This window comes from Sodaliphilus sp., assembly GCF_045598405.1.
GTDB classification, from domain to species: Bacteria; Bacteroidota; Bacteroidia; order Bacteroidales; family Muribaculaceae; genus Sodaliphilus; species Sodaliphilus limicaballi.
Map to the genome: position 1 here is coordinate 164891 of NZ_JAZLLZ010000037.1, position 14672 is coordinate 179562.

The 14672-nt window shown below is 49.7% G+C and carries 10 protein-coding genes and 1 tRNA gene; 9 read left to right on the forward strand and 2 right to left on the reverse strand.

Annotation, left to right across the window (positions count from 1 at the left end):
• Positions 1-91: 91 nt before the first annotated feature.
• Positions 92-2014, reverse strand: a complete 1923-nt coding sequence (dnaK, locus tag ACKI3C_RS03535; protein ID WP_407402100.1) for a molecular chaperone DnaK — start codon at positions 2012-2014, stop codon at positions 92-94.
• Positions 2015-2327: 313 nt separating this feature from the next.
• On the opposite strand from dnaK, the gene mce reads away from it, so the two are divergent.
• The 9 genes from mce to ACKI3C_RS03580 all read left to right on the forward strand — a co-directional run bounded on the left by mce (position 2328) and on the right by ACKI3C_RS03580 (position 12082).
• Positions 2328-2747 (forward strand): methylmalonyl-CoA epimerase, encoded by a 420-nt coding sequence (mce, locus tag ACKI3C_RS03540; RefSeq protein ID WP_407402102.1) that lies wholly within the window; start codon positions 2328-2330, stop codon positions 2745-2747.
• Between the two features lie 35 nt (positions 2748-2782).
• Positions 2783-4354 (forward strand): acyl-CoA carboxylase subunit beta, encoded by a 1572-nt coding sequence (locus tag ACKI3C_RS03545; RefSeq protein WP_407402104.1) that lies wholly within the window; start codon positions 2783-2785, stop codon positions 4352-4354.
• 23 nt (positions 4355-4377) lie between these two features.
• Positions 4378-4698 carry an OadG family transporter subunit gene (locus ACKI3C_RS03550; protein WP_407402106.1) on the forward strand — a complete coding sequence of 107 codons (321 nt, stop codon included), beginning with the start codon at positions 4378-4380 and terminating at the stop codon, positions 4696-4698.
• 32 nt (positions 4699-4730) lie between these two features.
• Positions 4731-5441: a biotin/lipoyl-containing protein gene (locus ACKI3C_RS03555; RefSeq protein WP_407402108.1), complete on the forward strand. Its 711-nt coding sequence runs from the start codon at positions 4731-4733 to the stop codon at positions 5439-5441.
• A gap of 76 nt (positions 5442-5517) precedes the next feature.
• Positions 5518-6744: a sodium ion-translocating decarboxylase subunit beta gene (locus tag ACKI3C_RS03560; protein WP_407402128.1), complete on the forward strand. Its 1227-nt coding sequence runs from the start codon at positions 5518-5520 to the stop codon at positions 6742-6744.
• Between the two features lie 73 nt (positions 6745-6817).
• Entirely contained in the window at positions 6818-8464 is a 1647-nt protein-coding gene (locus tag ACKI3C_RS03565; RefSeq protein WP_407402110.1) for an alpha-amylase family glycosyl hydrolase, read from the forward strand.
• A 149-nt stretch (positions 8465-8613) separates the two neighbouring features.
• Positions 8614-9564 carry a ribose-phosphate pyrophosphokinase gene (locus ACKI3C_RS03570; RefSeq protein WP_407402112.1) on the forward strand — a complete coding sequence of 317 codons (951 nt, stop codon included), beginning with the start codon at positions 8614-8616 and terminating at the stop codon, positions 9562-9564.
• 172 nt (positions 9565-9736) lie between these two features.
• Positions 9737-9810: transfer RNA gene (locus ACKI3C_RS03575), tRNA-Met, on the forward strand.
• A gap of 76 nt (positions 9811-9886) precedes the next feature.
• Positions 9887-12082, forward strand: coding sequence for a GH92 family glycosyl hydrolase (locus ACKI3C_RS03580; RefSeq protein WP_407402114.1), 2196 nt, complete (start codon positions 9887-9889; stop codon positions 12080-12082).
• 87 nt (positions 12083-12169) lie between these two features.
• Here ACKI3C_RS03580 and ACKI3C_RS03585 read toward each other — a convergent pair whose 3' ends face one another.
• A complete protein-coding gene (locus ACKI3C_RS03585) occupies positions 12170-14461 on the reverse strand; it encodes a GH92 family glycosyl hydrolase (RefSeq protein WP_407402116.1) in 2292 nt (763 codons plus the stop codon).
• Positions 14462-14672: the final 211 nt, after the last annotated feature.

The window sequence follows — 14672 nt, forward strand, 5'->3', positions numbered from 1 at the left end:
ACAGTGCGTGCACGCAAGACGGCTTAATACAACGAAAGCACGCGAGACATTCCATCTCGCGTGCTCAATATAATCGTTTGAAAAGAGCTTCTTACTTCACTTCTTCATAGCTAACGTCCTCGGCATCGTTGTTGCCACCGTTGTTACCGCTGCCAGGCTGCTGTGCACCGCCCTGGAAACCACTGAAATCCTGGGGACCCTGAGGGCCGCCTGCCTGCGCACCGCCTGCTGCCTGATACATCTGCTCGAAGAGCTTTGTGAGTTCGGCGCTCGCAGTGTCGATAGCAGCAAGATCCTGTGCCTTGTGTGCATCTTTGAGTTTGTTGAGGGCTGTTTCAATCTGAGCCTTTGTGTCGGCGGGCAGTTTGTCGCCAGCATCTTTGAGAGTCTTCTCTGTTTGGAAAATCAACGCGTCGGCCTGGTTGATCTTGTCGATACGTTCCTTCTCCTTTGCATCGGCAGCAGCATTGGCAGTTGCCTCGTCCTTCATACGCTGGATTTCAGCGTCGCTCAGGCCGCTAGAAGCCTCAATGCGGATACTCTGTTCCTTGCCAGTAGCCTTATCCTTGGCGCTCACGTTCATGATACCGTTAGCGTCAACCTCAAATGTCACCTCAATCTGAGGAATTCCGCGGGGAGCGGGAGCAATGCCATCGAGGTGGAAACGGCCGAGAGTCTTGTCGTCCTTAGCCATGGGACGCTCGCCCTGAAGAACGTGAATTTCAACTTCAGGCTGATTGTCGGCTGCTGTTGAGAACACCTGGCTCTTGCGAGTGGGGATTGTAGTGTTGGCATCTATGAGCTTCGTCATCACGCCACCCAGAGTCTCGATACCCACTGACAGGGGAACAACATCAAGAAGAAGCACATCCTTAACATCACCGCTGAGCACACCGCCCTGGATTGCAGCGCCCACAGCAACGACCTCGTCGGGGTTAACGCCTTTAGAAGGAGCCTTGCCGAAGAAACGCTCTACGATTTGCTGGATAGCGGGGATACGGGTTGAACCGCCCACGAGGATAACCTCGTCAATCTCGCTGGTTGACATGCCAGCATCGCGAAGTGCCTGCTCACAGGGGCGAATAGTTGCCTGGATAAGTTCGTCGCACAACTGCTCGAATTGAGCGCGTGTGAGGGTCTTAACCAAGTGCTTGGGCATACCATCAAGCTGGGTGATGTAAGGCAAGTTAATCTCAGTAGAAGACTGGCTTGAGAGTTCAATCTTAGCCTTCTCGGCAGCCTCTTTAAGGCGTTGAAGTGCCATGGGGTCTTTGCGCAAGTCGATGCCTTCCTGCTTCTGGAACTCCTCGGCAAGCCAAGTGATAATGCGCTGGTCGAAGTCATCACCACCGAGGTGAGTGTCACCATTGGTTGACTTAACCTCAAACACGCCGTCGCCGAGCTCAAGGATTGAGATATCAAATGTGCCGCCACCGAGGTCAAACACCGCGATCTTCTTGTCGTTAGCGTCCTTATCAAGACCGTAAGCAAGTGCAGCAGCAGTGGGTTCGTTTACAATGCGCTGAACCTTGAGGCCAGCAATCTCGCCGGCTTCCTTTGTTGCCTTGCGCTGTGCGTCGTTGAAGTAAGCAGGAACGGTGATTACTGCCTCGTCAACAGTAGTGCCCAGGTAATCCTCGGCGGTCTTTTTCATCTTTTGGAGAACCATTGCCGAAATCTCTTGAGGAGTGTACTGGCGTCCGCCAATCTCAACGCGAGGCTGGTTGCTGCCGTTGTTAACTACCTTGTAGGGCATGCGTTCTACATCCTTTGTAACATGGTCATAAGTCTCACCCATGAAACGTTTGATTGAGAAAACGGTGCCGGTGGGGTTCATGATGGCCTGGCGTTTAGCAGGGTCGCCCACGATGCGCTCGCCATTGTCCTTAAATGCCACAACCGAAGGAGTTGTGTTACGTCCCTCACTGTTAGGGATAACAACAGGGTTTTTACCCTCTAATACTGAAACACACGAGTTGGTGGTTCCAAGGTCGATACCAATAATCTTTCCCATTTTCTTAATTATATTTTTTATTTGTTATTATTCAATTTCATTTTACCCGCACAAGCAGGTTACAACCATAGTTTAGCAAAACGTGTGCCAAAGAGATTAATGCAAAATGCATGACACCCACACTGACACTATGTCATAAAAGCGGCAAAACATTCCGACTAAAGGTCAGTCAAAACAAAAAATGTGGCATTTATAGTACGTTTTAGCAAAGTTTTTCGGCAAATAACGCCCTAGTCACAATAAAAATTTGTAAATTTGCACATTATTTATTGATAATTATTTTAAACCAAATTTTTAATAACAAAACAAAATTATGCAAATTTCACACATTGAACACGTGGGTATAGCTGTAACCAGCTTGGAAGAGGCTATTCCTTTCTACGAGAACTTACTGGGTTTCAAATGCTTCGCAGTTGAAGAGGTAGCAGACCAGCACGTAAAGACCGCTTTCTTTAAAGTGGGACAGACTAAACTTGAGCTCCTTGAGGCAACAAGCCCCGACAGCGCTATCGCAAAGTTTATCGAGAAGAACGGTGGTCGTGGAGGTATCCAGCACATCGCATTCGCAGTTGAAGACGGCGTTGCCAACGCTCTCGCTGAAGTACAGGAGAAGGGTGGCCGCGTTGTTGACCAGGCTCCCCGCAAGGGCGCTGAAGGACTTAACATCGCTTTCCTGCACCCCAAAACAACTTGCGGCACTCTGGTAGAACTTTGCGAGGACCCCAACAAATAATTCACTTAAGAAATTAAAAATTTCATCATTCAAAAATGAGTAGTCAGATTGAAAAGATACAAGAGCTTATCGCTAAGCGTGAGAAAGCACGCATAGGCGGTGGCGAAAAAGCAATCGAAAAACAGCACGCCAAGGGCAAGTTCACTGCCCGTGAGCGTATCGCAATGCTGCTCGACGAAGGCAGTTTCGAGGAAATGGACATGTTCGTTGAGCATCGTTGCACTAACTTCGGCATGGACAAGAAGCACTACCTGGGCGACGGTGTTGTAACAGGTTCTGGTACAATCAGCGGCCGTCTCGTTTATGTGTTTGCACAAGATTTCACAGTGAGCGCAGGTTCTCTCTCGGAGATGCTCGCTGCCAAGATCTGCAAGGTCATGGACATGGCGATGAAGGTGGGTGCACCCGTTATCGGTCTTAACGACTCTGGCGGCGCACGTCTTCAAGAAGGTATCAACGCTCTTGCTGGTTATGCCGAGATCTTCCAGCGCAACATCCTTGCTTCGGGCGTGATTCCCCAGATTTCAGCAATTATGGGCCCGTGTGCCGGCGGTGCAGTGTACTCTCCTGCCCTCACCGACTTCACCCTCATGTGCGAAGGCACTTCCTACATGTTCCTCACTGGCCCCGGTCCGGTCAAGGCAGTGCTCGGCGAGGTTGTGACACAAGAGCAACTCGGTGGCGCAACTGTTCACGCTACCAAGTCAGGTGTAACTCATTTCACTGCTTCTAACGAGGAAGAGGCTATCGCCCTCATCAAGCAGCTCTTCAGCTACATCCCCCAGAACAACCTGGAGAAGACTCCTCTTGCCGAGTGCAATGACCCCATTAACCGTGCAGAGGACTTCCTCAACGAGATTATCCCCGAGAACCCCAACATGCCCTACGACATGTACCAGGTTATCGCTGGCATCGTTGACAACGGCGAGTTCCTTGAGGTACAGCCCAGCTATGCAAAGAACCTTATCATCGGTTTCGCTCGCTTCAATGGCCAGACCGTAGGTATCGTAGCCAACCAGCCCAAGCAGCTCGCAGGTGTGCTCGACAGCAACTCTTCACGCAAGGGTGCTCGTTTCGTTCGTTTCTGCGATGCATTCAATATCCCCATCGTCACTCTCGTTGACGTTCCCGGATTCCTTCCCGGTACTGCACAAGAGTACAACGCAGTTATCCTCCACGGTGCTAAACTGCTCTACGCCTACGGCGAGGCTACAGTGCCCAAGGTGACAGTTACACTGCGCAAGAGCTACGGTGGCAGCCACATCGTGATGAGCTGCAAGCAGCTGCGTGGCGACCTCAACTATGCATGGCCTTCAGCCGAAATTGCAGTCATGGGTGCTAGCGGTGCCGCATCTGTGCTCTATGCCAAGGAAGCCAAGGCTCTCAAGGAAGAAGGCAAGGTTGAAGAGGCCAAGGCGTTCATCAAGGAGAAAGAGGACGAGTACACCAACTTGTTCGCCAATCCCTACAATGCAGCACGCTATGGCTACATTGATGATGTTATCGAGCCCCGCAACACTCGTTTCCGCGTGATCCGCGCTCTTGCCCAACTGGAAAACAAGAAGCTTACTAACCCTGCCAAGAAGCACGGTAACATACCTTTGTAATCAAACATTAAAATTAAGTGAATATGCTTTTAACAATTGATAGCAGCACTTGGTTGATGACATGCATCGGAGTGGGTGTGGTATTTGCCATTCTCGTTGTGCTCGTGCTTGTGCTTCAAGTATTCAATCTTGTGGCTAAGAAAGCATCAAGCACCAATGCTCCAAAAGCAGGTATCGCCGAACTTCCTGTCAAGTCACTCGAAGAAGCAAGCGAACTGGACAAGGCTGCCGTAGCGACCGCTCTTTACCTTTACCAAAAGAGCAAAGGCGATCAGGAAAGCGGCGTCTTAACCATAAAGAAGGCTCAATCGGCTTGGCATGCAGTGCTCAATGAGAGATTGTGATTTCAGTATTAAAACTTTTGTAAATCAAAATAATGAAAGAATTCAAATTTAAACTCGGTGGCCAAGACTACAGCGCAACAGTTGAAGAAAAAGGCGCAGGTACACTCGAAGTTACCGTAAATGGCCAAGCCTATCAAGTTGAGGTGCCTCAGACCAAGGCAGCTGCTCCCACAATGGCCCGTAACTCTGCATCGGGCGCACAGGCTGGTGGTCCCAAGAATATCAACTCTGAACTCCCTGGCACAGTGACTAAGATCGTTGCTGCCGACGGACAACGCGTAAAGAAAGGCGAAGTGCTTCTCGTGATCGAGGCAATGAAGATGGCTAACGATATCGTTGCCGATTGCGACGGTACTGTTCAGCGCATCGCTGTCACACAAGGCCAGAGCGTGAACCAGGGCGACCTGCTTGTGGAAATGGTTGCCGACGCAGTGGCTGGCACTCCTGCACCGGCTCCCAAGCCTGCAGCAAAACCAGCAGCGGCTCCCGCTCCTGCACCTGCCCCCGCAGCACCCAAGGCCGCTCCCGGCGCTAAAGTCGTAGAGGCTCCCCTGCCCGGCACCATCACCAAAGTGCTTGTTAAGGCAGGACAGGCTGTAAAGGCCGGTGAGACAGTATGCCTCATGGAGGCAATGAAGATGGAGAACAGCATCACTGCCGAATTTGCAGGCACCGTGAAGGCTGTGCTCGTCGAGGCTGGCGCGCAAGTGCAAAGCGGCCAGGCATTGGTTGAACTTGATTAATTGACAAGTCATGCAAAAGAAAAAGTATTTCAGACTATTTGCATTTGCGGCTCTGTTGCTTTGTGCCTTCCCCATGATGGCCGAGGACTTCAGCCTGGGCTCAAGCATGGCGAGTTTTGCCAGCGAGATGGGGTTCACCTCATTCTTCCAGGGCGAAGGCTGGAAAAACCTCGTAATGCTTTGCATCGGCTGTTTCCTGCTGTACCTGGCTATCAAGAAGGAATATGAGCCCCTGCTGCTCTTGCCCATCGCCTTCGGTATGATTCTCACAAACTTGCCTGGAGCAGGTTTGTTTGACTCTAACATGTGGAACAACGAGTTCCTCAAGGAAGGTGGAGACCATTATCATGACTATGGTTACATCATGTCTCACGGTGGCCTGCTCGACATCCTTTACATCGGTGTCAAGGCCGGTATCTACCCCTGTCTCATTTTCCTTGGCGTGGGTGCGATGACCGACTTCGGTCCACTTATTGCTAATCCCAAGAGCCTTTTGCTCGGTGCTGCCGCACAGATCGGCATCTTCGCTACGTTCCTTGTGACTCAGCTTGATCTCCCCATCTTCGGCTTCACTCCCGCACAGGCTGCTTCTATCGGCATCATCGGTGGTGCTGATGGCCCCACTGCTATTTTCTTGACTTCGAAGCTGGCTCCTGAATTGCTAGGTCCCATTGCTGTGGCTGCTTACAGCTACATGGCATTGGTTCCCGTAATTCAACCGCCCATCATGAGAATGCTTACATCTGACAAGGAGCGTAAGATCCGCATGAAACAGCTTCGCACAGTGAGCAAGAAAGAAAAGATCATCTTCCCCATCGTTGTGGCTATCATCGTGTCTCTTGTAGTTCCCTCGGCTGCAACACTCATCGGTTGCCTCATGCTTGGTAACCTGATGAAGGAAAGCGGCGTGGTTGAGCGTCTGAGCAAGGCTGCACAAAATGAGCTCAACAACATCGTGGTTATCTGCCTCGGTCTCACCGTGGGTGCAACCGCAACTGCAAGCTCGTTCATGAACTTCCAGACTCTGGGTATCCTGTGTGTGGGTATTGTTGCATTCGGTATCGGTTCTGCTTCAGGCGTTATCATGGCTAAGGTGATGAACCTTTTCCTCAAGGAGAAGATCAATCCCCTCATTGGTTCGGCTGGCGTGAGCGCTGTGCCCATGGCTGCACGTGTCAGCCAGGTTGAAGGCGCAAAGGCTGATCCTCGCAACTTCCTGCTCATGCACGCTATGGGTCCCAATGTGGCTGGCGTGATCGGCTCGGCTGTTGCTGCCGGTGTTCTTCTGAGCTTCCTCGGATAATATAAAGTACACCTTATATTATAAGGGCGAGGCTACTATCATAGTCTCGCCCTTTTTCAAAAAAATCAAAGACATGTCTGATAAAATCATTATCTATCAGTTACTCCCACGCTTGTTTACTAACACTTGCACGACATGTGTTGCCAATGGTGATATTGCGACTAACGGAGTGGGCAAAATGAACGAAATCACAAGTGCTAGGCTCAAAGAAATCAAAGCACTTGGAGCAACCCATGTGTGGTACACAGGCGTTATTGAGCATGCTACCACTGTGGGATATACAAAAAATGGCATAAGTCCCTGCAACGCTCACATTGTCAAGGGAAAAGCAGGCTCGCCTTACGCCATACGCGACTATTACGACATTGACCCTAACATTGCCGTGAAAGTTGACAAACGCATCGACGAATGGCAAAAACTCGTTAATCGCACACACCGTGCCGGACTCAAGGTGATTATGGATTTTGTCCCTAACCACGTGGCTCGCGAGTATCACAGCGATGTGTTCTTGCCAGGAGTTGACGGTCTGGGACAGAACGACGACAAAGGCATGTTCTTTACTCCTAACAATAATTTCTACTATATAACTGACCAGCAGTTTAGCCCCAGCGTTGATCTTGGCACCGGCAAGGACGAGTACATTGAGTTTCCCGCTCGTGCCACAGGCAACGACTGCTTCCATGCATCTCCTGGCATCAACGACTGGTATGAAACCGTGAAATTAAACTATGGCATTGACCCATGGAACGGTAGCCGTCATTTTGACCCCACGCCATCTACATGGAACAAGATGCTGCACATTCTCATGTACTGGGCCAGCATGGGCATCGACGGATTCAGGTGCGACATGGCTCACATGGTACCAGTCGAATTTTGGCACTGGGCTATCTCTCGGGTTAAGAACAAGTATCCTGGCATTATATTTATTGCCGAAATCTACGACACCGCACTTTATCACAACTACGTCAACTATGGATTGTTTGACTTGCTATACAATAAAGTAACACTTTATGACACGCTGTTCAATATATTGAAATACAAATCATCAACCCATGAGATTACTCGTTGCTGGCAGCAACTAGAACACATGGGCGACCACATGCTCAACTTCCTTGAAAACCACGATGAGTTGCGTCTGCCCTCACCGCAGTTCTGTGGAGACGCGTTAGCAGGACGTCCGGCCCTCGTGGTGAGTGCGATGCTCGACCGGAGCCCGTTCCTCGTCTATGCTGGCCAAGAACTTGGCGAGCGCGGCACCGATGCCGAAGGGTTCAGCGGACTCGACGGACGCACCACGATATTCGACTTTTGGAGCATCCCCTCGCTTCGCAAATGGCTCACCGGAAAGTCTTCGGTCAAAGCCATCGAACTTAGGGAATACTACGCACGGATATTAAAACTATGCAACGAAGAAAAAGCAATCGCACAAGGCGGAATGTTTGACCTCATGTATGTCAACCCTCATCTTACACGCCAGTTTGCATTCATGAGGCATTATGGCGATGAGGTGCTGCTGGTAATAGCCAACTTCTCCGGCCAAGAAGCAAACACAAGCGTGAACATACCAGAGCATGCCTTTAACCACATAGGCCTGGCACAGGGCAAGCACGCCTGCGTTGATCTCATTCACGGCACAAGGAAAGACGCTATCATCACGCCTGCCAGCCCGTTTGCAGTGTCAATCAAGGCTCATGACGCCGTGGTGTGGAAATTATCCTGAAAAATTAGTTTTAGTTTATCTAAAAAAGATTAGGACAACAACCAATAATTTTGTAACTTTGCACTAAGTTTATAGTCAAGATGCAGTATATGGCATCCATGAGACAGCCTAATCCTGTGTTCTCGACAAGATTAATCTATCAAACAACTATGAGTAATTTCAAAGTTTTCTCTGGATCAAAATCCCAAAGTGTTGCCATGGGGATTGCCGATGTGCTGGGCATAAAACTTGGCGACGTGAAATTGCAACGCTTTGCCGACGGCGAGTTTGAAGTGTGCTATGAAGAGTCAGTGAGAGGCGTGCATGTGTATATCGTGCAGTCAACTGTCCCCAACAGCGACAATCTCATGGAGCTCCTGCTCATGATCGACGCTGCCAAACGTGCCTCAGCAAAATCAGTGACCGCGGTCATACCCTACTTCGGATGGGCCCGTCAAGACCGCAAAGACAAGCCTCGTGTTTCGATTGCTGCCAAGCTTGTTGCCGACCTGCTCTCGGCAGCTGGTGTAGATAGCATCATCACAATGGACCTGCATGCCGACCAAATTCAAGGTTTCTTCAACGTGCCAGTTAACCATCTGTATGCATCCACAATCTTTGTTCCTTACATTCAGAAACTGAACCTCGAAGACTTGGTTATCGCCAGTCCCGACGTGGGCGGAGCCAAGAGGGCAAACTCTTATGCCAAGTATCTCAACGCACCTCTCGTGCTGTGCCACAAGCACAGAGAAAATCCCAACGAGGTTGCCGAGATGAAGGTAATTGGTGATGTGAAGGGCAAAAACGTCATCCTCATTGACGACATGATTGACACAGGAGGCACTATTTGCAAGGCCGCAAACCTCATGAAGGAAAATGGAGCCAAGAGCGTGAGAGTGTTTGCATCGCATGCAGTGATGAGTGTGAGCAAAGAAGGAGTCAGCGCAGCGCAGAAAATCATGGACAGTGCCATTGACGAACTCGTACTCACCGACTCACGTCCATTTGACGCGTCAACATGCCCCAAGGCTACAATTCTCAATGTGGCACCGCTGTTTGGCGACACTATTAACCGCATCCTGAACAATCAGTCTATCAGTTCTCACTACCTGTTTAAGTAAACAAAAGAGACAGCATACATCAAAACGAGAGTCTGCCATGAGTGAGACTCTCGTTTTGTTTACGGCAAATAATATGTTTTTTGCATGATTTTTTCGTTTTCAAGCAAAAAAGACAGCAATAATTTGTATATGTCAAAATAATGTACTACCTTTGCACTCGCAAAAAGGAAATGGCGGGATAGCTCAGATGGTTAGAGCGTCGGATTCATAACCCGGAGGTCCTGAGTTCAATTCTCAGTCCCGCTACTCCACAGGAGTCTTGTGACAACACAAGACTCCTGTTTTTTTTGTTCAATATGAGAAAAATCAGTATCTTTGTGACATGAATAGGAGATTATTTTCAGTTATTGTGAATTTTGCGACGGTTGTTGTAGCAATAGCTGCTACTGATTATACGCTATACGTTGACCCTCTCATCGGGTCGGCAGGTACTGGACATGTGTTTGTTGGGGCGAATGTCCCGTTTGGGTTCGTGCAGTTGGGGCCAACGAGCGTCCCGCAGGAATGGCCCTGGTGTTCAGGTTATAACAGGTGCGATTCCACAGTGATAGGTTTCTCGCACACGCAACTCAATGGGACCGGCATAGGAGACCTGCACGACATTACAGTAATGCCCGTTGTGGGCGAAGTGAAATATGCCCGAGGCAACACAAGCGACTGCAAGAGCGGCTTGTGGTCCTATCAAGACAGGAAGCACGAGGTGGCACAGGCCGGCTACTACAAAGCCCGTCTCACAAGATATGGCATTGATGCCGAGCTGACTGCAACCATGCGCACGGGGTTGCACCGTTACACATTCCCCCACTCTGCCGAATCGGCCATCGTATTTGACCTTGAAAACGGCGGAGGTTGGGACGAAGTGACATCTAGCAGCATCACCGTTATCAACGACTCAACCATTGTGGGCTACCGCCGCAGCAGCGGATGGTCTTGGAACCACCCTGTTTATTTCAAAGCTGTGTTCTCACGCCCTTTCACTGCGGCACATCTGATTACTAATGGCACAGAGCAAAGCAACACCACGCTCGAAGCCAAAGCAGTATATGGCAGGTTTGACTTTGACACGACGCATGACAGCGAAATCCTTGTCAAGGTGGGAACCTCTGCAACTTCAATAGAAGGAGCAGCATTAAACCTCGATACCGAACAAGACGGTTGGAACTTTGAGTGCGTGCGCAGCCAGGCACGTGACGCATGGAACAAGCAACTGGGCAAAGTAAGTATCAAAACCCACGACCCGAGCGTTATGCGTTGTTTCTACACAGCGATGTATCACACGATGATTGCACCATCGGTGATGTGTGACGTGAACGGTAGTTACCACGGCAGCGACCACGTGAACCACACTGACCCCGGTTTCACCAACTACACCACATTCAGTTTGTGGGACACCTATCGCGCAGCACATCCGTTGATGACGATTATCCATCCCGAAATGATGAGCGATATCATCAACACGATGATTAATATACGCAAGGAGAATGGCAAACTCCCCATCTGGCATCTGATGGCGCGCGAGACCAACTGCATGGTGGGCTATCCAGGAGTCCCCGTTGTGGCCGATGCTATTACCAAAGGATTTACAGGTTTCAACTATGACGATGCGATGGAAGCAATGCTTCACAGCACCAACCTTGACGAGCGCGGGCAGAAGTGGCACCGCACATTAGGCTACATTCCCTGCGACTCGATGAAAGCCGAGAGCGTTGCCTTCGAACTGGAATACTGCCTTGCCGACTGGGCAGTGGCCCAGGCCGCAAAGAAACTGGGCAAGACGGCTGAATATAACGAATACATGCGCCGAAGCAAGCAGTACAAACGCCTCTTTGACAAGCAGACATGCTTCATGCGTGCCGTGGATAGCAAAGGACAATTCAAGGAACCTTTTGATCCGTTTATACAGCGACACCAGGCCGACGAATATTGCGAGGGAAACGCTTGGCAATACACTTGGCTCGTCCCACATGATATTAATGGTCTCGTAGAATGCTTTGGTAGCAAGAAGAAGATGCTCAACAAACTAGACTCGCTATTTGTGGTGACAGGCGACATAGGCAAGGAAGCAGCGCCCGACATGACGGGGTTCATCGGACAGTATGTCCACGGCAACGAACCCAGCCACCACATTATCTACATATATACCATGCTTGGCCAACCGTGGAAGACAGCACAACGAGTGCGTCAAGTGCTCACAACGATGTATAACGACGGAGAAGATGGTCTGTGCGGTAATGAGGACGTGGGGCAAATGTCGGCCTGGTACATACTTTCTTCCCTTGGGTTCTATCAGGTAGAGCCCGCTGGCGGCCGCTACTATTTCGGCTCACCAGCAATCGACAAGGCAAGCATAAAAGTTCCCGGAGGCACATTTGAGATTGTAGCCCATAACAACAGCTCAAAGAACATCTACATCAAGTCGATACGCCTCAACGGCAAGCCCCACAAGAAACCCTATATCGACCACCGCGACATCATGGCAGGCGGCAAGTTAGAGTTCTTCATGAGCGATAAGCACTAATGATACCACCCAGCCCACCTATCGCTGCCAGCAGTCAATAAGAGAAAGCAGCCACTGTGCCCGACGGATTTCCGTCGGGTGCGTCTTTTATTTCCCAAAGAGGTAGGTTCTTTTCTTTTTGGTGGGCACTGTGCTGGTTCCTTTATGTAATGATGCGGGGGCATTGCCCATCGTCGCATCTATGGTGGCACCGTTTTTGAGGGTTGCAATGTCAATGGTATTGAAATTATGCACCTTACCGTTGACCAGGTATTGCTGAACAAAGCGATCAGAGTCGCTCACATCCCGAGCATTGATAGTCAGCTTCTTGCCATTTTCAAGACGGATTTTCACCTTATTAAAATAGGGAGCACCTAACACATATTGTCCCGATCCCGGGCAAACGGGATAGAAACCGAGCGCCGAGAACACATACCAGGCCGATGTCTGGCCGTTGTCCTCGTCACCACAATAGCCGTCGGGCGTAGCCTTGTAGAGACGGTTCATCACCTCACGCACCCAGTACTGGGTCTTCCAGGGTTGACCGCAAAAGTTATACAAATAAAGCATGTGCTGGATGGGCTGGTTGCCGTGGGCGTATTGTCCAAATCCAGATATTTGCATCTCTCTTATTTCGTGGATGGTGAAGCCATAGTAACTGTCGTCGTATAGCGGCGGCATGGTCATCACGCTGTCGAGCATCGCTGCAAATTGACTGTTCCCACCCATAAGGTTTATCAAGCCTTCCGGATCGTGGAACACGCTCCATGTGTAGTGCCAGCTATTACCCTCGGTGAAGTCCCCACCCCATTTGTAAGGGTTGAAATTATCGGCAAAACCGCCATTTTTCTTCTTGCCACGCATGAGTTTGGTCTCTGGGTCAAAGAGATTGCGATAGTTCTGCGAGCGATTCTTATACACTGCAATTTCACTTTCAGGCCTACCCAATGCCTTACCCATCTGGTAAATGCACCAGTCATCATAGGCATATTCAAGCGTGCGTGCCGCGCTCTCATTAATGCCCACGTCACAAGGAACGTAACCCAGTGAGTTATAGTATTCCCAGCCTAATCGGCCAGTAGAACTCACCCTAGGATGGTTGGCATTAGCGCCACGTGTAACGGCCTCCCACAAGATTTCCTTGTCATGCACAGTGACACCCTGCACAATAGCATCGGCCACGACCGAAGCCGAGTTGTTGCCCACCATGCAGTCGCGATGCCCAGGACTCGCCCACTCGGGCAAGAAACCGCTCTCACGGTAAGCATTGGCAAGGCCTTGCTGAATCTTCTCGTTCATGCTGGGAAATAGCAAGTTAAGCAACGGGAACAAACTGCGGAATGTATCCCAGAAACCTGTATCGGTAAACATATAGCCATCAAGCACTTTTCCGTTATACGGACTATAATGGATGATTTTGCCTTCAGCGTTGATTTCATAAAGGCTGCGAGGAAACAGCAACGACCGGTAGAGGCATGAATAGAAAGTGCGCTTGGCGTCCACGTTGTCATCCTCAATAACGACTCTATCCAATTTCTCATTCCACTCATTTTCAGCCCGTTCCTTTACTTTATCAAAATCATCATTGCCTAGTTCGTTAAGGTTGAGCAAGGCTTGTTCCTCGCTAATGAAAGACGAGGCGACACGGGCGGTAACAACCGTCCCTTGATTGCAGATGAACGAAACAACCGCACCGGCATGCGAACCAGTTGCCGAAGCACCGGCATGCAATGTGTCGTTATAACCGTTTTCGACTATCCAAGCATCAGCAATATCGCAATCGACGTCAATGACAAAATAGTTCTTGAAGTTGCGCGGCACTCCCCCGCTATTCTTTGTCGTGTAACCTGTTATGCGGCGTTTAGCAGCATCTACGGTCACATGCGATCCGCCATCAAACGCATCCACGACAATATTGTTCATGCCTGCGTTTCCAAAAGTAAACCTCAACACCGCAGCACGCGATGTGGGAGTAATCTCGGCAGTGATATTGTGACTAGCCAGATAAACCTTATAATAATGCGGATGAGCATCTTCGGCCATGTGCGAGAACCAGCTAGAACGAGCGTTTTGATCAAACACAGGCTTGCCGCTAGTGGGCATAATGGCAAATTGGCCATAATCATTTATCCACGGGCTAGGCTGGTGAGTTTGCTTGAATCCCCGCAGTTGGTTTGACTGGTAAGTATAGGTCCAACCATTACCCATTTCGCCTGTCATCGGAGTCCAGAAGTTCATTCCCCACGGCACAGCCACGGCAGGATAAGTGTTGCCGCTCGACAACGCATGACTCGAAGCGCTGCCCACCAGTGTGTTGACATAGTCAACCTGACCTGCAACCGCAACTATATTACAAACTATTGCAGTTATTGTAAATAAACCGATTTTAGATAGATTCATTGTGAAAATACTTTTTGATGTTTTCACAAAATTATAAAATTTAATTCAAATAGTCAACATTTCACGAAATACCTTAATTCCGCAGCACTTTTGTTAACAATTTTTATAATATCCTGAGCAACAAAAAGTTGCCCAGGATTTTGTCATGTCGGTGATTTCACTTAATTTAGTGCTGCAAATAAAACCAAACGAACCACCAACACGACATCGA